Here is a 19,821-nt window from a genome sequence, read left to right as displayed (position 1 = left end):
AGGGTTATTAGTTCATTTTGCTATAACGCTTACAGCTGCCCCCTCTAATCCGTCGCTACCGGCCTTCACCGTGAATTTCCCTTTCATTCTTTTTTTTGCGCGGACAATAACCAGCGCTAATCCATTGAATGCCGGGCGCTCATGGCTTTTAAAAGATACAAAGCTGGTGGCATCGCCGTTATCTGTAGCAACAATTTCGCCCGGCCCTTCTACTTTGAATTTCACTAAAGGATGTGCCCCCGGTACGGTTAGCCCTTCTTTATCCTCTACCCTAACCGTAAAATAAGCAAGATCATTATCCAGCCCAATAACAGTTCTGTCGGCAGATAGGGATAATTTTGCCGCTTCGCCGGTGGTTTTAACCATATCCGTAGCCCATTGATTACCGTTTTTGTAGGCAATCACCTTAACAGTTCCGGGCTCATATTTTATGCTATCCCAAACCAAACGATAATCCAGCCCGGGCCTCTTTTTTTTGCGCCCCATGCTTTTGCCATTAACGAACAATTCGGCCTCATCACCAGATGTATAAACATGCACCGTAATATGCCCGCCAATCTTTTCCGGCCAGTTCCAATGTGGCAGAATGTGCGCCATAGGAAGTTCCGGTCTCCAGTGCGATTGGTAAAGATAAAATCTGTCTTTAGGAAAGCCCGCCAGGTCAACAATGCCGAAATAACTGCTGCGCGAAGGCGGATTATGCAGTCGCATTTCTTCCAGCTTTTTCTCCAGTTCGGCCTTTTTTGAAGGATCGTTCCTGAAGTTTAACAGGTTTGTTTCATCAGAACCATACGGTGTTGGTTCGCCGAGGTAATCAAAACCTGTCCATACAAACTCGCCCAAAAGGTTAGGAAATTTAGCATTTGTTCTAAATTGCTCATCCGGGCTGCAACCCCATCCTGGTTTAGCTATATCATATGAGGAAACCTGCCAGTCCTGATATTCCTTCTCCCCAAAATACTCCCCTCTTGAAGACACGCAGGAGGATGTTTCACTCCCAATAGTAGGCTTGTCTTTATAACGTGGATCTGCATCCCATTTAGCTTGCTGACTAAAAAAGTAATTGACTCCCATAACGTCTAACGCAACAACAGCCCCGGATTCCCGGCCACCGTCGGGATCGTTATAGCCATTAGAAATCGGACGCGTTGGATCTTCCGCACGTACCACACCCGCAAGATGCTTCGTCATATCCACATCCCGCTGATCCATTACCTCATTACCAATAGACCAAATAAATACCGAAGGATGGTTGCGATCACGATGGACCATCGCTTTCAGGTCTTTTTCGTTCCACTCGTCATAAAGTTTATTATAATCCAGCTTCTTTTTTCCATGCTTCCAGCAATCGAAGGCCTCATCCCAAACCAGGAAACCCATTTGATCTGCTAACTCGAGCAATTCGGGAGCGGGTGGATTATGGGAGGTGCGCAAGGCATTGCATCCCATCTCTTTAAGTATTTTAAACTGCCGCTTTAACGCGCTGAGATTAAAAGCAGCTCCAAGCGCGCCGAGGTCGTGATGATTGCACGTGCCTTGTATAGCTACTCTTTTGCCATTAAGCAGAAACCCTTTATCTGCAGTAAACTGTAGCGTGCGAATACCGAAAGGGGTGTTATAACAATCCACCACTTTACCATTTACAATAACCGATGTTTGTGCGATATACCGGTTTGGTGAAGCTATATCCCATAGCTTAGGATGGGATACAAGCGCCTGCAAATTGGCAGTAACGCTTACTGCGGCTTCTATTTTTATTGCCGATCTGCTTGCGGAAACTACTTTTGCGCCACGCCTATTGGCGGAATCAAGTTCGTAAACATTGGTACTTATAACCGCATTCACCGGCGTTACCCCCTGGTTATCTACAGAAATAGCCATTTTTACCGTGGCTGCATCTTTACTAACTTCGGGCGTGGTAATATAGGTTCCCCAATGCGCAACGTGTACCGGATTTGTTTTCACCAACCATACGTGCCTGTAAATACCAGCACCGAGATACCATCGGGAATCCCATTTTTCAGTATTCAGGTTAACCGCCAAAACATTTTCCCCGCCAAATTTCAAATAGGGTGTTAAATCCATGCGGAATGAATTGTAGCCATAAGGCCATGTACCAAGATAGTGACCGTTAAGCCAGACTCTGGCGTAAGCCATTGCACCATCAAAATCTACAAATACCCTTTTTCCACGATCAGCCTCCGGAATACTGAAATGCTTGCGGTACCAACCAATGCCTTTCCAGGGTAATTTGCCCGTTTCTCCGGCAAGTTCCATACGAAACGGCCCCTGGATTGCCCAATCATGAGGCAGATCAAGTTTTTGCCAGGATGCATCGTTTACAGTCACCTGTTCCAATCCGGGAGGTTCCGGTATTGTTGTCCCTTCCGGCTGTAAGCCAAATCTTGAAAAAAGCCAGTTACTATCGAAAGAGCGGGTATCTGACGATCCCATAGTTACTATAGTATTGGTATTAATGCCCGACGAGTGTTTTGCTGCTTTGATTTGTCCAAAGCCGGCTTCCGGCCGATTAATGCTGGCCAACAACCCTAATATCCCAATTAAGAAAAAAAATTTCATTTTAAAATCAAAGTATGATATTGTCCGGCCCATTTTACTCAATAGTAAACCATGTATAACTTTCGGGTGCAATATTGAAGGTTAGCTCTATCTCATATTTCCTGTCAACAGCATACTTTTTGGCCGCCCCTCCTTTCTCCCTGAGTAGTGCTGAGCTTGTTAAACCGGTGTAATACAAGGGTACCTTGATGGTTCTTGTGATGCCAACTTTAAGTGGATTGTAAAGCATGAGCATTCCTTTTGTACCCAGTTTCGGATTCACATGCAGCAAACCATCCCAATCCCTGCCATCGGCCCGGCGAAGATGGATAATCTCGGAGTTAAGGATACTGCGATACTTTTTATACCAATCAATGACGCTTACCACCATCTTCCGGGTAGTTTCGGCATCGTACAATCTTGGTCCGCGGTAACAGGCCTGAACTCCCGCCCCGTAGTATTGCATCATCAATTGTTCATAATCTTTCAAATGATCAGCAAGCGGTTCCAGCACGGCTTCGGGGCCACCACCCTGATACCGGGTAAGCGGTACAAATCCCCAGCCCATGGCGGGGGTCTTTTCCCAGGTACCGTCAAAAATATTCTGACGGTTCAGGATCATTTGTTGATCGCGCGGCAAAGAAAAATTAACTTCCCTGTAGCCTAAGGCAATTTTATTGGTGCCATCCAGAAAATACCAGTCGGGAGCGTTTACATAAACACCATGCTCATTGCACCAATGGTATAAACCTTTTTGCAACTCCATTTGCTGCCATTGGCTATCATCCAGGTTTTTATGGCCAGGATGCGTAGTCGAAGCACAAACATCGCCGGGATAAGGGCCGTCATTTTCAAAAATGTCGAACCCGGTTTTACTAATAAAGTATTTTAATTTATCCAGATAGGCCAGTCCCCATTTACTGCCCAGACAGGGGGCATGACCAAAGAAAGCCGCCGCATTCGGCTTTTTTGTTACCGGATCAATCACATCATCTTCATCACTGATCCGCCTTGAACTAAATAAAGAATACCCCCCAATCAGGATATGTTTGCTGTGCGCGTAATCAGATAGTACTTTCCAGCGTTGTATATTGGTGGCCGAACTATCCTCCATATTGCAATGGCTTCCAAAGCTGAGGATCAGGGCTTCATATCCTGTCGCCGCACATTGATCTATAGCCTTTTTTACATCTTCATCATTGCGGCTTACCAGGTGCATGAAGATGGGATTTTCGGTTGTCCATGGAGCTATAGTACTGTACATTTTCCTGATAGCCAATCCCCGTCTTTCGCGGTCATAACTATCCATTAGTAATTCATAAGTGCGAACGGAGTTAAAGACCTGCCCCTTTCCCAATTCTATACCAGTAGCTTTTTCCGGGTATACCTCTAATAAACAAGGGGTTTGATAATCATAATTTACCTGTGATGTATAATTACTATCAGCTTTCCAATGGGTAGTTTGGTCACTGATGTCATATCGCATAGAATTATTAAAGGCATAATTAGTCTCCAAATAAAGGCCGTGCTGTTTTTCCATTTGCGCCGGAGAACCAACTACGGCACTTTCTTCCTCTACCGTTGCAAGTACTTCATTTACTACCCTGTTTAACTTTATAGTTTTATTTCCTTTGTTTTGAACCGAAAGCCATTTCACAATAAGAGGAATGTTATTATACAGTTCATAATGTACAGTAACAAGCAGATCTTTTAAATCGTCAACATTCGATTTATAGGTAAATGACAGCATTTTACCAGAGCCGGGAACAGTATTCAGCGCCCATCCTCGCGGTTTCCAACGGATGTAAGGAGGAATATCTGTTACCGAAAAGGATTGAAACTGAAAATCATTTTCATTGCCTTTGAATCCGCTAACCCATTCGGGCAGCAGATAGGCATTTTCCTTTTGTCCGTAAAGGCCTCCGATATTATATTCCCTGCCATCAACAGTTAACTTCGCTTCGGGCTTTACAGCCCTTAGCAATTGCTGGCCGTTACTCATATTGCTATAATCAATACAAGCCACATTTTGCTGAATGCGGAAGGTCCTTTTTACCAAACCATTACTCAGAATAATGTTTTTGCCATCAGCATAAACATCAGCTTTTTGCTGAACAGGGTTTATCAGCCAGTCCTGAGAAAGGGACGGCCTGCCATTTTCCTTCCAGGCGGGTAATTTACTATTCGTTTCCTGTGAGCTTGCGATGTTGATGATGCCCCAAAAAGCAATCGTCGAAAAAAACAGCTTTCTTTTCATTTATTTCTTTTCAATTTGTTCAATTTTTTTAAAGTCATAATATCCGGATAGCATGCCTAATCAGAATGAATGCGGATAATAGTGATTAGTTATACTTCCATCCTCAAACAAATCCAATATGGCATAGCCAGGCGGGGTTTCACGGTAGTAATATTTACCAGCCGAATTATTATCGCCGTCTTCCCACCAAAATCCACTTAGTGCGCCGTTACAATAGTACCGAACACCATCATACTCAGCCTCATCACGTAAATGTATATGGCCACTTATGCAAGTGACAGGTTTGTCGCGGTGTTTATTAAATAAGTCGGTGATATACCTCGCGTCGGTGTGGTTACCGCCTTCCATTATGGTGCTTACGCCCAAAATCGGGTAATGGCTCATACACAAAACGGGCGTACCGCGCCGTAGTGATGCCAGATCGTTCTCCAGCCATTTCCGCTGTTCGGCATCTAATGAACCTGCATTGTCATTATTGCTGTCGAGAATGATAAAATGCCATCCATGTTTTTCAAAACTGTAAAAGCGGCCTGGCATTTCAAGCTGAGCTATTACAAACGGTTTGCCATACATTCTGTCGGATTTGTCCGGGCATGCCCACCACATATCATGATTGCCCAAACAACTCCATACCTCATACTCCTTAAATCTTTCACGAACGTTTTTCCATATCGCCCACTGTTCGTTTACCCGCTCACGGGTAATATTATTGTAGTCGGCGGCGAATATGGAATCACCTCCGTTTAGAAAAAAATCGACTTTATGTTTCTTTATTTCTTCAATGCAACGCCCGAAACGCGCCGGGGCATCGTGTTCGGGGCGGATATGTACATCGGTTATATGCGCTACGCGTAGTACCCGCTTTTTTCCGTGCGGCACGGCCAAAGCGTTCGATTCGCGTTTTACTCCTAATGGCAATGATATTGCAAGCAGCCCTATCCCCTTTACCAGGTCCCGTCTCTTTTTTGAGTCGACAGTGTTTGTCATATTTTTAGTTAAGTGTTTTAACAGCCAAAATTTTGTTACCGGCTGTGATTTGTAACTGTAATTTTTGTCCTGCCTTTACCATCACCTTAGGCCAGTTTAAAAAGGCGGTATACGGCAGCGGCTTCTGAGCCTGGGTACTGCTTTCTGCAAAAATGGCTACGTTGGCATCATACCTGGTAGTGTTACTAACCAGCAGTGTGGTCGATTTCTTATCTTTCTTCAAAATTGATGCGTCCACGTGATCAAAAACCAGGAGTTTCCCTTTATCTGTCTGCAGATAAATTCCGGGCAGTTCAATGGCCATCAACATACCATTTGTTTCCGTCCACGAGTTCCGGGTGTTTATGAAATTGCCTACGCTGCCTTTACCCTCGGCGTCGCTGGGTTGAATTCGTTCCATGCTCGATCCGATGAGATTGTTTGTAGTATAATGGCCGGGCATATTTACCGCTTCGGCGTGCGCGTGTTGAATATCCCTTATTAAATCTGCATATAATTTGTTACCCGTCGCACGGTATAATTTGAACAGGTAATCACCCGAGGCTTCACAAATACCCGGAGCCGAATGTTTATTTTGAATGCTGGCCCAAACTGCCCCTGCCATATGGCTGTTCAACTTTGCAATCTGACTGCCCGGGGGAAAAACAGGATCATAGGATAATACCCAGGTTGAACAAAGCGCCGCTTCTACCTCAGCCTTCTTTAGCCAACTTTTATCGCCGGTAGCGTTGTATAAGGCCATCAGTGATTCTAAAAAACCAAATGCCGATTCTGAATTAGCATCCATACTAATATCACCACAGTCGCCACCGGTGAGGCCCTGGTTTACCACATCCCGTTGGTAATAATAATTTGCAGCTTCCCTAGCAATTTTAAGCCACTCCGGATGGTTAAAGTAATTTGCAGCGATAGCCAATCCCGCGGGTGCAATTGCTCCTGCCGTAGAATTGAACACCGCTATCCGGCCTGTTTCCGGTACGATGTACTGCCCAAATTCGCCGTATTTTTTCCAGGTATTAGTAAAAGCTTCGGCCAGTTTTTTCGCTGCCGATTCCCATTCAGGCTTAATTACATTTCCAAAACCCTGCGCTTTGAGCAACAACAAATGCTTCATCAGCCACAGTAAAGCATCGCTGTTTTTGCGTACCATAGCCTGGCCCTCCGGAAAATCAGGATGCATTTTTTCAAAAAGGATGCGGCCATTTGCTTCTATTCCGCCGTAAAAAAAACCGCTTTTCCCCTGAAGTTTATTCACTACGAAATCGATCTCCTCTGCCACACGCTCACGTTCTTTTGGATTATTAAGCGCCAGCATAGGATAGGTATTCATCATGCCGCTTACCCAACCCAACTGAAAATCGTCATTATTTTCAGGCTTATAATAACTGCCGGCAGGAACATGTATAAAATTGCCGCTGCATATTGCCGAACCTACAGCGAGTAATTCACTCATAGGCAATACATTCCGCGGATGATTTGGCCCGGTTATATCCTTACGTACCTGCATGAATTTCTTGAATAAGTCGGAGATACTGCCGGCATCAAATACATATACCCTCATCGTTATTTTTACATGGTCGCCGGGTTTCCAGTCGCGTGCTTTATCACCACTTTCATGAAAATCCCCAAACCCGGGCGCTAATCTGCGCACTGCAGGCGCAGAAATACGGAAGCTGCAACTATCTTGTTTTGCATTTTCTGCAATGGTAAGACCGCTATTGCCCAACCTGGTCTGCTGGGTAGTCAACAGGATAAAGCCCTTCTTCAGTGAGGGTGAAAAAAAGCACATTGCCGGAGTTGCAGCATTGCCGGTTTGTAACTGCACCAGTGATGCTTTATTGGGTTCTGCCGATAACCTGGGATTGTTTGAAATTGTTAACGGTACTTTGGGGTTATAGTACATATCCCTGGTATAGGGTGGATTGTACCCGTTGCCAATAGCAGGATACCTGTTCCCATTATACATACTTGCAGGCACCATAACATAATTTTTCCTGCTCCAGCTATTGAAGTCAAAAGACACCTCTAACGCAGTGGCAGCGGCATGTCCTTCTTTTAGTGTAATATCTGCGGTGATATCAAGCACCCCGGGGTTTGCCTGTTTTGCGGTTAAGTTAAGTAACCATTGTGCACTGTCAGTTGTGAGGCTGTTGTTCCCGAACTCAAATTTATTCAATGCTTTGGTACCCTCGTATTGGATGGCGCTTACACGCATATTTCCTTGCACCGCTTTTAAAAAATCCGGAATTATAGGCTTTTTATCTCCCTGCGCATGGGCAATGCCCAATAAACATGTACAAATTACGAATGCAGAAAGACAGCTTTTTTTGTTAAAGTTCATGTTCAATGATCAAAGTGCGATACCCGGTCCTACAGATGAAACAAGGAGTTCCATATTTACTTTTTGATTGCTATTATGCAGGGCGCTAACCTGGATTGATGATGGCCCGTGCGAAAGTGTAAAATTGCCCTGAGTGGGAATTTCGGCGATCTTCTTTCTGTTCTTATCTGCTACATAGCAAGTATTATCCTTCAGGATAATAAATTCACCATTGGTAATTTTTTTGTCGATCGAAAGTTCTGCACTATCCTGAAAAGTGATCCTGATGCCATCAGCATACCCGTCTTTTTCGGTAGATGATACCCGTATTGCACAATCCAGCGGTTGCGCATCAAATTCATTATTTACCCGGCAGGTATTTTTTTCGACAGTATATTGCTGATCAGGAAAACGGATTTCACGTACAGGGTATAAAACGAAAGACTTTTCGCCGTTTTGCACCAGGTGAAATTTATAGTTTAAATCTTTCAACTGCTCCTTCACTGCTTTTGTGAAAATATTCAATGCCCTCGCATTTTCCCAGGCGCGGTATGCCTTGAAAATATTATTCTTTTCCGGGCAATTTTCAACAGTATGCTGGCTCAAACCAAGCATATAGGTCGCATTCCATCCAATTGATTTGGCTTCCAGGTTCTCTGCATCGTATAAACTCCAATCGCTATGCAAATCAACTATTCCGAATGTTGCGGGTAAGTAACTGCTCTCAAAAACATATCGCATATCTTTACCCTCTATCCCCCACTGGTTCAATACCGGGTTAAACATATTGTTGCCGCCGCCAACATTACAAACACTCATATAATGCCAGTTCCCTTCACATACAGCGCTCCCCATCACGCGCAGGTATTTACCTCCATTTTTCGAGTAGGTATCAAATAAATTCCTGAAAAACTGCTTAAAGGAGTATTGTCCCTGTCCCTGGTATATACAACTCTCAAGGCCATCAAAATCAATATAATCCATGCCGCCTTCTGTGAGCCATTTGCCGTAATAAGCCGCATATACTTTTTGCAAATTCATATCAGGAACAAAACCACGATAGCAATTAGGCTGTAGCTTTACTATTGTGGCACCTTTTTTATAAGCTCCTCTTTTCGTTCCGTAAAGCCCTCTTTTTAAATGTAAAAAGGTGTAAGGTTTACTTTGTGTAATGCCATTATATTCTATCAGTTCCTTCCCTATTTTCAGCACATTGGTATGGTTGCCTTCCCATCCGCCGTACTCGTTGAAATAGGCCCTGTCGGCCACAGTTATAATGCTATCTTGATCGGTAAGATCTTTAGTTATAGAAGTACGCTGCATAATAGCCAGACTATCACTCGGTACCGGGGCTACATCACTGTTATTGTCCGGCTGCAAAAACTCGCACAGCGTATGCAGTCCATACCTGATCCCATTTTTTTTCATCAATGCGCCATACTCCGGAATGCCCATGGGAGCTGCGTTATTGAAACTTATTTTTCTGTTAGTCCAGCGATTTTGTGGGTTGGGATAATATTCGCCCCATCCTTCATCCTGTACGCCTTTGATGGCTAATTGATGTGCATAGGTGATCAGGCTGTCATGAGCGCCGTACCACGCAATATCGGGGCGGTATGCTTTAGGGTCTTTGATCCATTGACCATCAATTTCCGGATGCGGCAGACCTTCCTTTAAAACTATTTGCTCGATAGTGCGGAGCCCGATAGAGTCGGGGCATGCAAGCAAAGCAACTGACGATCCGATGAAATCAGCATCAACCGGCGGCACCAGCTGGTACCTGGCCGAATTAGCCTTTCCATCCAGATTATCGGGTAACACCGGAAAACGTATCATTTGTTCTTTTCTCCGGTCTCTCGAGTGCATACAAACAGTAGAACCAAAAGCGGGCTCAAGCTTTGCCCCGTTTCCGTAATTCATCCGATAATACTCTTCCGGATGTGAATAAAAAGCTACATCATTTACTCCATCTCCGCCAATTGTAAAAGTTTGGCCTTCCTTAAGATTCGGCGGCAAAGGATATTTTACGGGATCTGGCGAATGTATAAAATAGTGCATAAAAGACATGTCGCCCCCTGTTGGCGGGCCGCTGGTGGTATTGTCATTTAAACCAAGAATACCGAATGCAAAATCATCATCTCTTACTACGCCCAGAATATCGCCTATTGTTTTAGAGATGGTTAATTTATAAGGGCCCCAAACAATATTGTCAACCCCATTTCGAGGCTTAAGCGACAACAGTTTCAATCGTACATATTCGCCTTTTTCATCAGTTTGTACCGTTGCTACTGAGCCATTAGGATAGCGTAGTGTAATCCGCTTATTGAGGGTATTAAATGCAGCAGATACCGGCAGGATATAGTTTTCGCCTTTGTACAAACTAAGTAATGCAGAAACTTTACCGGCAGGGCAATATTCTTTATGGGATGATTTATCTTTAATACTGGAAATGAACCCGCGTTTGTTTATACTAAGCGTAACAAACTTTGTATTTAAAGTTATGGTTTGCGCGTTCGATTGCCGGTGAATTATCAGCAGCATACCGAACACCAAAAGAAATAAAAAACGTGTGTTCAACTTATTTATCATATTATAAAAGCTCATATATAATCAACTAAAAAGCATTTCCAATTTCTAAGCACCGCTTTCTGATCAATGATTAAAAGAGGGCGCCCTGTACCACCATACAGGGACGCCCCTTCAACTAAACCTCAGGTAGTCTCATTACCAGAAGTACACTTAAAAAATAAAACACATTCGGCACCTATTGTATCACCGGATTAAAGGTTCCGCCATCCCAGCCTGTATTTTGCTGCAGATTTTTGTTTTGTAAAATATATTGCGGATCAATAGGGCCGAAATAATAGGCATCAGGTATATTGATTTGACTGGTGGCACTTGGATCTATCGGCTCATATTTGTAATTGGTAATAGCCTTAAGAAAAGCATTACGATCAAACGAAGCAGGTGAATTTACGATCAGGTTAGAAAGCTGTGAAGCTATCCCGCTGTTGCTTTGTGTAATATCAATACCATATTGAGAGGATGCGGCCGCGCTGTTAAAGTACGGCCCGTAGGCGTGCAGCGTACCCATGTTATTCAGCACACTAAACATCCGCCTGCGCCTTAAATCCCAGAACCGTTTTCCTTCAAAAGCAAACTCTATCGCCCGTTCGGTCATAACAGCATTCAGCGTCGCCTGATAATCGGAGCCAACCGAGGCGGCCAATCCATAATTTCCGGCTCCTGCCGCTATATGAGCCCTTTGGCGGATCTGAATAATATAGGTTCTCGCTTCAGCCGGATGCTGTACTTCATTAGCAGCCTCGGCAAGGTTAAGTAAAACCTCGGCATATCTGATGATAGGCCAATCAAAAGCCTGGCGGTTCCACACGCTTGAACCCAACGTAGTGTCTATCCCTTTACGACAATAAAAGCCGGTAAGATTATAAGTTTTATATCCGTCATCACCACCAATCGCATTGAATATCCATTGAACGCGGGGCGTTATATCCGCAAAATCATATCTTGCCCCATTATAGACAATAGCCTGATAAAAACGCGGATCCCTGTCTTTCCAAAACTCTGTAGGATCATACCCTGAAGCCGGGTCTGTGATTGGGAGGCCATTTTTCATAGGATAAGCCTGAACCATTTCCCAGGTTGGGTCGCAAACGCCCGCTAACCCCGAGGTTTCAGTTAATGGCCTCTGGCCTTGCTGAAAGCCATTTGTTTTTTCGGGATAATGGTAGCGTACACTCAAAATCATTTCTTTTGCAGCCCCGGCCTTATCATACCACATATTTTCATTTGGTTTTGTACTATTATCGGTATATAAGCCATAGCCATCAGCATCTAACTCGGTTTTAGCAGCCAGCAAGGCATTATAGGCATCACTCCAATAAGTGGCATTAGGTGTTTTGCAAAACAAGGGGCTTGCTTTTAACAACAGGGCTTCGCCTTTTACTGCCATAGCCGCACCTTTGGTAACCCGGCCAATATCATTGGAGCCCCAGGTAGCCGGCAATAAATTAACGGCACTATCTAACTGTTTGCCAATGAAGTCAAAACACTCAAGTGATGAATTTCTTTTTACCAGCAAAGTATTGATATCGGCTGTCGGATCCTGAACCGTGGTAATAATAGGCACTCCGCCTAATACTTTTACCATCCTGTAGTATAAATAGGCGCGGAAGAAATATGCCTGGCCTTTCAGGCTTTTATAATCAGCGTCAGATAAAACAGATTTACTTTTGTCAATATTGGCAAAAAAGTTATTAATTGACCTTACCCTTCCCCAATCCCAAACCCTGTCAGGATAACCGCTTTGGCTTGTATAGGTTCCTTTAAGAAAAGAATTAAGGCTATTTGAGCCACTGCCACTGGAAAAAGCCTCGCCGGCCAGTTCTTCATTCCTGTTCCAGGAAGGCAAAATATTATAGAAATTGGTTACATACCCTTTTACAAAATCAGGACTGCCCCATTCCTGCTCCGGCGTAATAGGGCCTCCCGGATGATCAACATCAAATACTTTTTTGCAGGATATTGTTAAAGCAATCATCCCCAATAAAACGAATAGTATATTGAATTTAAGTTTCATGATCTGATAGTTTAATGTTTTAAAGTGTTACGTTCAGTCCGCAAGTAAACCCTCTTAATACCGGGTACATTCTGAAATCGCCGCCCAGTTCAGGATCCCAGTCGGTTACATGGTTCCATTGATACAGGTTTTCGCCGCTGAAATAGATTTTCACAGCTTTAACTTTTATTTTTGCCAGCAAGCTTGCCGGTAAACTGTAATCAACAATTAAGGACTTTAACCGCAGGAAAGCGCCGTTCTTTAACCAGAATGTAGATGACACCTCGCTATTGCTTGTGCCTTGCCAATCAGTCATAATAGGGCTTGGCATAGTGGCAGTAGATGCTGTTTGCGGAGTCCATGCATTTTTCCAGATGGTTAAATTATCATTGCCAGGCAAAGGCCGTCTGTAGTACACATCGGTAGGCATAATATCATAGCGTCCGAGGCCTGCAAATACTGTGGTGAGGTTAAGCCCTTTCCAGCCAAACGTGAAGTTGAAGCCATAATTAACACGCGGTATCCCGTTTTTTGAAATGATTTGCTGGTCATTCCCATCAATTTTTCCATCGGGCGAATCGGTACCCAGCGGCCCCCTGATGTCCTTGTACATCAACATTCCGGGCTGTGGCTTGCTGCCAAATATGGTAAAATTAGGGCCGTTTGCCTTTAAAATATTATCTACGTCCTGCTGTGTTCTGATAATTCCTTCGGATACATATCCCCATATAACACCGTTAATGGGTTGGCCTATCAAATTCTGATAACCACGTACTGATGCAGCCTGGTCAACCTTCAGATATTTGTTGGCAGAATATGACCAGTTGCCAGACACACGATAGAAAAAATCATTGATGTGCCGTTCGTGGCTAAGGGACAATTCAATACCTCGTGCCGATGCTATTCCATAATTAACTGCCGGTAAGCTGGCTCCAACCGTGCTGGGAACTGATGCCACACGTGCACCAAGGATATCAGTGGTTTTTTTGTACCATACATCTACAGTTCCGGTAAGAATTCTTTTGGGCATGCCAAAATCTAAACCCAAATTGTAGTTATGATTTTTCTCCCATGTAATATTGGGGTTGATAGTTGAACCCAGCGTTGTTGAAGGCGGAAGTCCTGACCCTATATATATACCTGAGTTTGCGTTAAAGTTGTAGGTTTGTTGCTATTGCCATGGAGCGGTATTATCTGTACCGGTTATACCGTAAGAGAAACGCAGCTTCAAGACATCAAGGACTTTAGTATAATTGGCAAAGAAATTTTCATTGGCGATATTCCAGCCTGCTGAAACAGCCGGGAAATATCCCCAGCGTTTATTTGACGGGAAAATATAAGAACCATCGGCCCTCATGGTAAAGCCAAGCAAATATTTTGAGGCATAATTGTAGTCGACCCTGCCGAAATAAGAGGCAAAGCCGGTAGGCTGGTTCTGATCGCCCCTGATGTACCAGTCGGTGCTATTGGTTGATCCACCGTTAATTTGCTGATAGTTAGGGTTATTATAATTATCGTCCCAAATGTTTGAATAATGGCCACGATATGCCGATTGTTCATACCCGACAAATGCGCTGATATTATGAAGGCCAAAAGAGCGTTCATAATTCAACATCAAATCCAGCTGGTAATTAGATGACTGCGAATACGATTCTTCCAATTCGGTAGGTGCACCTATTCCCGAAATCTGGGCCTGATCTAATATCTGGTACCCTCCAGATCGTGTTAAATCCAATTTATCGGTAACGATGTGGTTATGGTCGCCACCGGTTTGGAAGTAATAGATATAAGGGGCATTGCGCCATGCTTTGGTGTAATTATTAGTGGTATTGTAAGCGAAAGTACCCTTTGCCGACAATCCGGTTATGCCGGGGATATCATATTTCAGTTGAAAAACCGGGGTAATATTGTTACCAGAGGGTTTGGTGTAGCCACCATTTCCATTTGCCAGGTTAGCGGTATTTGTATTGTCGAAATTACCAACAGGAAGGCCATTAATAAAAGACGGCCGACCAGGATTTACCATTAACAACCTGTTGTACATGTTTGAAAGATTGAAATCCCCATAATCATAGGCCCAAAACGGACGGCTTCCGTTATTCCATTCACTTTGGATATTTAAATTATAGCTCCATCGTTCGGAAATTTGCCCATCTACTTTTGCTGTTAGATTATATTTGCGGAAGGAATTTGAAGTTGCTCCTTCCTGCTGGAAATACCCTGCCGAGATGTAGTACCTGGCTGCTTGCGAACCACCACTTACCGCTAAGTTATGCGAAGTATTCCATGGATTACGCCAGGTATCTTTTAACCAATCGTACGAATGGGTTTTGAAGTAATCTAATTCATCGGGCGTGTAGTAGCTTGGATCTGTTGCCGGCAAACCTTTTTGGGCAAATGCCTCATTGGCAAAAGTATAAGCATCAAAAGCATTCATTCTCCGTGGCGTAATTTCACGGTTATTCATCGTATATGATGCATTGTAGGATATAAATGTCTTATTGGCTACGCCATGTTTGGTTGTAACCAAAACAACACCGTTACCACCTCTGATACCATAAATAGCGGTTGACGCCGCATCTTTCAGGATACTGATATTATCGATATCAGCCGGATTAATGGTGGAAAATGTTGTTGCATCCCTTACAAAACCATCTATCACGTATAGCGGATCTGTTCCGCCCTGCCAGGTGGAAGATTCCCTGATTTTAATATTAGCGCTTGCACCGGGATAGCTGCCTTGTGTAGTAACGGTAACACCCGGAGATAAGCCTTGCAACAAATTGGCTGGAGAAGATGTAGGGCGGTTTTCAAGTGCAGATGATTTAATTACACCTATTGCACCTGTCAGGTTTTCCTTTTTCTGCGTACCATAGGCAACCACAACTATTTCGCTAAGCCCACTTACGTCGGCTTCCATCTTTACCTGCATAGGCGTACCGGGAGTAACCTGCAATTCTTTTTTCACATAGCCAACAAATGAAAAAACAAGTGTTGCGTTTCCATCCGGAACCTCAATGTTGAATTTACCATTAGCGTCAGATATAGCGATGACTTGACTTCCCTTTACTGCAATGGTAACACCGGCCAGGGGCATATTTTTGGTATCAAATACCTGCCCGCTTATCTTAACCGGACTTACATTTAAGCTGGTAACCACATTATCAACAGCCTTTTCAATTTGCTGAAGAACAATGTTGTTATTAACCTTTTTATAAGTTAATGGCTGATTTTTAAGACACTCCTTTAAAGCCTCGTCAATTGAGGCATCTTTCAGATGAATGGTTACACTTTTATTCTGTACATCTTTTGAATCATAAAAAAACACGTATCCTGTTTGTTTATTTATCTGATTAAGTACTTTTTTTAGTGAGGAATTTGTTTCATCCAGGTTAATTTTTTGACTATACACTTTTGCGCTACATTCAAGAAGGGCAACTAACATGATCAAGGTAGTCAATTTCATAACTAATAACATTTTGCGCGGCCACGGACAATGCATGGCCATTAAAAAAGCATTTAATTTCATACTTTTGTTGAGTTGGGTTAACAGATAGTTAGAGACACTAAACATATTCCCGTTTTGCGGGGAGGGTTAACTCAATATTTATCCGCATTCCGATTGCCCTCGGGATGCGTTTTTTTTAGTTAACCTTATTGGGAATGGGCCTAAATTTTGAAGGCCGGGTGTGTATTTATCTTTCCATATGGTTCTCGTATTTTTAGGTTAATAATTGGTTAATTACAGGTGTTAATTCATTACAATAATTGTTTTCCCATCTATTTTGTAATGTATTTGCTTAAAGCTCAGAATATCCAGTATCTGCGATAGATTGACGTTCCTGGAAATTTCGCCCGAAAACCTCCGTGAGGGTAATTGTCCTTCATATTTTATTTCAACACCGTACCAACGCGAAAGCTGCCGCATTACTTCCTGAATATTATTGTCTTCAAAAAAGAAAAAGCCATTTTTCCAGGCCACCACCTCGTCCGGATCTACATTCATAACATCGATCAAGCCATGATCAAACCTTGCCTGTTGACCTGGTTTTATAATATTACTCACTTTCCCGGCTGATACTTTTACGCTGCCTTGGAGCAGGGTAGTTTTAACAGCCTGCTCATCATTGTAAGCATTGATGTTGAAATGGGTTCCTAATACCTCCACTGTTTGCCCGTTTGAAATAACTTTGAACGGCTTTTTGGCATTGTGTGCAACTTCAAAATAAGCCTCGCCGGTAAGTTCTACCCTGCGCTCATTACCATTAAAAACTACCGGGTATTTGATTGATGACGATGCGTTTAACCACACTTTAGTACCATCGGCCAAAATAAATTGGTACTGCCCCCCTTGTGGAGTAGCGGCCGTATTGTATACTTCATTTTTTGAAGTGTGGCTGCTACTTACATCATTGTAACTAATTTGTCCATCGGCAGCTTTCTTTATAATGATATTTCCCTGGCGGGCAAGCTTTCCAATCTTTGCGCTATTCAGCACAATAGTACTCCCGTCTCCTAAAGTTAATATGGCTTTGTTTCCACCCGGGGCCACATCCTGTTTCTGAGGCTTAGCTACTGCTATTTGCCGGTGGTAATTATTGTTAATGCTGAAAAAATATCCTCCCACAGCTATAAAAAAAAGTATCGAAGCTGCTATTGCCCAACGCGATAATTGTATCCTTTTTGCCCCTCCCTGTATCTCATTCAACAATTTATCAAGGCTCTCCTTCTGATCTTCTTCCAGTTGCTCCTGCGACAAATAAGGATCGCTATGCTTATATTTCAAATACCAGCTTTCAACCAAAGCATTCTCTGCCGGAGTAGTCATGCCGCTGTTATACCGTTCTATTAAATCTTCTATGTCTTGTGGTTGCATAATTGTTAAAGGATATATCATCCTTATTACCCCATATACAACTACTACCGGGGGGAGGGAGTAGATGAAAAATAAAAAAAGTAAAAATAATTTACCAGATGATAGAGCGAGGAAAGATATCACCTGATATTACAATAAGAAAGCTCATTGAAAACTGATCTTACATTCAGCTATTCCAAGTCGGCGGATTGAGATCGTCAATGCATTTAGGCATAAGAATTTATCACAAGTAAGTTCAACGCAAACGTTTGTTTATCACAGCAAGGCTCATAAATATGTTTTTTGAGTTTTATAACAGCGAAGTGTTGTTATTGAAAGCCCGTATTAATTACCCCGACAGTAAAATCTTTGCCAATCAGTTAAAAATAGCGTTCTTAATCAGTGGATTAAGGCGATATGGGGCTTGCATTGAGGGCAGGCGCCTCTTTGTTAAAGCTTATTTCCCTGAATTAACGCAAACGATTGCGTAGAGCTTTAACATTTAAAATCACTCCAGTCCTATTAATTTGTAACAACAATTATACGATAGCATAGATGAACGAACGCCCAGTTTCAGGCGATCCGTTTGTCCCGGGCCTCACCTGTTGAGATACCAATAAATATCACTCATAAATTAAGAATCAATAAAACCTTAATGGCTTTGTACGGTAAACATAGTGACGACGATTTGATAACGCTGTTAAGACAAGATGACATCTCGGCGTTTACGGCAATCCACTCCCGTTATTACGGATTGTTATATCAACATGCCTATAAAAGATTACCGGACAGGGATACCGCTAAAGATATCTTACAGGAACTTTTTATCCATTTATGGAACCAAAGGAGATCAATTGAGATTAAAGGCAACTTAGAGGCTTATTTATGCACCGCTGTCCGAAACAAGGTTTTGAATGTTTTTAAGCACGAGAAGGTTAAATCTAATTACATCGCCTCATTAATTAGTTTTGAAGAAACCTGCAAATCTACCACAGACGAAAATTTAAGAAATAAAGAACTTATTGCCCTGGTTAAGGCAGAGGTAAGCTCTTTACCTCCAAAAATGAAACAGGTATTTGAATTAAGCAGGGATTCTAACCTGTCTCATAACGAAATTGCCGAAATATTGGAGATAAGCCCATTAACCGTTAGAAAGCAGGTAAATAACTCCTTAAAAATATTGAGGGCAAAACTAGCGTCACATTTGCTAACGCTACTGTAAATTGTCTGCAAAATTGAAGGGTTGCCTCTTTCCTAGTAATGACCCGGGCGAAGATCACTTCATGACTATAAGTTACGCTAAACCCACGGCAGATAGCGGGGAATCAGCGAAATCAACATAATCAAAAAATCAGCGGTCTACCACCTTGCGCGCCTTGTTGCCCGCATAAGCTGGCGGTGACGTTTGGCATCATAATAATCGCTGGTTACCAGTATGGCATGTATTACACCCGGAATCCAGAAAAACAGGGTTAAAAATATATTCAGTATAAATGCACCTATCCTGCCGGTGGTTAGGATGGCAACAGGTGGCAGTAAAAAGCACAAAAAGTATCGCATGGCTGTAGTTTTAATGTTTAACTACCGTTTAGACCATACGCCATTAAATTTGTTACTGCTTTATTTCTTCGCCCAGATTGGGTGGCAGCTGATCGCCAAAAAACAGGGCTTTGAGTTCGGTAGCATCATTAGGGTTCATTTTGCCACCCAATATCAGCCTCAACTGGCGGCGACGAAGCGCCCCTTCAAACAGGGCTCGCTCCTTATCCGTTTCGGGGATCAGCTCGGGCACTGCAGTTTTTTGCCCGTCTTTATCTAAAGCCACAAAAGTGTAGTATGCCTCATTGCTTTTTACTTTGGTGCCCGATGGGATGTTTTGTGCCCACACGTCCATCCTTACCTCAACAGAGGTTGTAAACGCCCGGGTAACCTTGGCTTCAATACTGATCACATCGCCAAGCTTTATCGGCGACTGGAACGATACATTATCTACCGATGCCGTAACCACTATCCTGTTGCAATGTTTCTGCGCCGAAATTGCGGCAGCAATATCCATCCAATGCAGCAGTCTGCCGCCCATCAGGTTGTTTAAGGTATTGGTATCATTGGGTAATACCAGTTCGTTCATGATGGTGTATGATTCCTGCGGCGATTTTCCGGTCATATAGATAGTGTTTTGAGGCAAAGATAAGCACCCCCTCTAAATCTCCCCCAAGGGGGGAGACTTTTATTTGCAAAGTTTTTAAAGTCCTCTCCCTTGGAGA

The 19,821-nt window shown here is 43.1% G+C and carries 12 protein-coding genes; 1 reads left to right on the top strand and 11 read right to left on the bottom strand.

What is annotated here, in order from left to right:
• Positions 1-12: 12 nt before the first annotated feature.
• The 9 genes from galB to AC59JO_RS12760 form a co-directional block, all read right to left on the bottom strand.
• Positions 13-2,580 carry a beta-galactosidase GalB gene (gene galB / locus AC59JO_RS12800; RefSeq protein WP_497305709.1) on the bottom strand — a complete coding sequence of 856 codons (2,568 nt, stop codon included), beginning with the start codon at positions 2,578-2,580 and terminating at the stop codon, positions 13-15.
• 34 nt (positions 2,581-2,614) lie between these two features.
• A complete protein-coding gene (locus tag AC59JO_RS12795) occupies positions 2,615-4,816 on the bottom strand; it encodes an alpha-galactosidase (protein WP_497305707.1) in 2,202 nt (733 codons plus the stop codon).
• A 60-nt stretch (positions 4,817-4,876) separates the two neighbouring features.
• Entirely contained in the window at positions 4,877-5,803 is a 927-nt protein-coding gene (locus AC59JO_RS12790) for a metallophosphoesterase family protein (RefSeq protein ID WP_497305705.1), read from the bottom strand.
• Between the two features lie 4 nt (positions 5,804-5,807).
• Complete coding sequence (locus tag AC59JO_RS12785) at positions 5,808-8,144, bottom strand: AGE family epimerase/isomerase (RefSeq protein WP_497305703.1); 2,337 nt, start codon at positions 8,142-8,144, stop codon at positions 5,808-5,810.
• A gap of 9 nt (positions 8,145-8,153) precedes the next feature.
• The gene (locus AC59JO_RS12780; RefSeq protein ID WP_497305701.1) at positions 8,154-10,712 is read right to left on the bottom strand and encodes a hypothetical protein; all 2,559 of its coding nucleotides are present in this window, start codon (positions 10,710-10,712) and stop codon (positions 8,154-8,156) included.
• Positions 10,713-10,887: 175 nt separating this feature from the next.
• Positions 10,888-12,723, bottom strand: a complete 1,836-nt coding sequence (locus AC59JO_RS12775; RefSeq protein WP_413666568.1) for a RagB/SusD family nutrient uptake outer membrane protein — start codon at positions 12,721-12,723, stop codon at positions 10,888-10,890.
• 19 nt (positions 12,724-12,742) lie between these two features.
• Positions 12,743-13,834: a TonB-dependent receptor domain-containing protein gene (locus AC59JO_RS12770; protein WP_497305945.1), complete on the bottom strand. Its 1,092-nt coding sequence runs from the start codon at positions 13,832-13,834 to the stop codon at positions 12,743-12,745.
• A gap of 39 nt (positions 13,835-13,873) precedes the next feature.
• The gene (locus AC59JO_RS12765) at positions 13,874-16,168 is read right to left on the bottom strand and encodes a SusC/RagA family TonB-linked outer membrane protein (RefSeq protein WP_497305698.1); all 2,295 of its coding nucleotides are present in this window, start codon (positions 16,166-16,168) and stop codon (positions 13,874-13,876) included.
• A gap of 285 nt (positions 16,169-16,453) precedes the next feature.
• On the bottom strand, positions 16,454-17,578 hold the full coding sequence (locus tag AC59JO_RS12760) for a FecR family protein (protein WP_497305696.1): 1,125 nt from the start codon (positions 17,576-17,578) through the stop codon (positions 16,454-16,456).
• Between the two features lie 634 nt (positions 17,579-18,212).
• On the opposite strand from AC59JO_RS12760, the gene AC59JO_RS12755 reads away from it, so the two are divergent.
• The gene (locus AC59JO_RS12755; RefSeq protein WP_413666565.1) at positions 18,213-18,779 is read left to right on the top strand and encodes an RNA polymerase sigma factor; all 567 of its coding nucleotides are present in this window, start codon (positions 18,213-18,215) and stop codon (positions 18,777-18,779) included.
• Positions 18,780-18,916: 137 nt separating this feature from the next.
• Here the strand turns inward: AC59JO_RS12755 and AC59JO_RS12750 are convergent, their stop codons facing one another.
• Both AC59JO_RS12750 and AC59JO_RS12745 read right to left on the bottom strand, forming a co-directional pair.
• Positions 18,917-19,117, bottom strand: a complete 201-nt coding sequence (locus AC59JO_RS12750) for a YqaE/Pmp3 family membrane protein (RefSeq protein ID WP_110586577.1) — start codon at positions 19,115-19,117, stop codon at positions 18,917-18,919.
• 52 nt (positions 19,118-19,169) lie between these two features.
• On the bottom strand, positions 19,170-19,721 hold the full coding sequence (locus AC59JO_RS12745) for an acyl-CoA thioesterase (RefSeq protein WP_413666564.1): 552 nt from the start codon (positions 19,719-19,721) through the stop codon (positions 19,170-19,172).
• Positions 19,722-19,821: the final 100 nt, after the last annotated feature.

The organism is Mucilaginibacter sp. A5337, assembly GCF_059690695.1.
The sequence above is the reverse complement of the archived record's forward strand: the minus strand, read 5'-3'. Positions and strand labels throughout refer to the sequence as shown.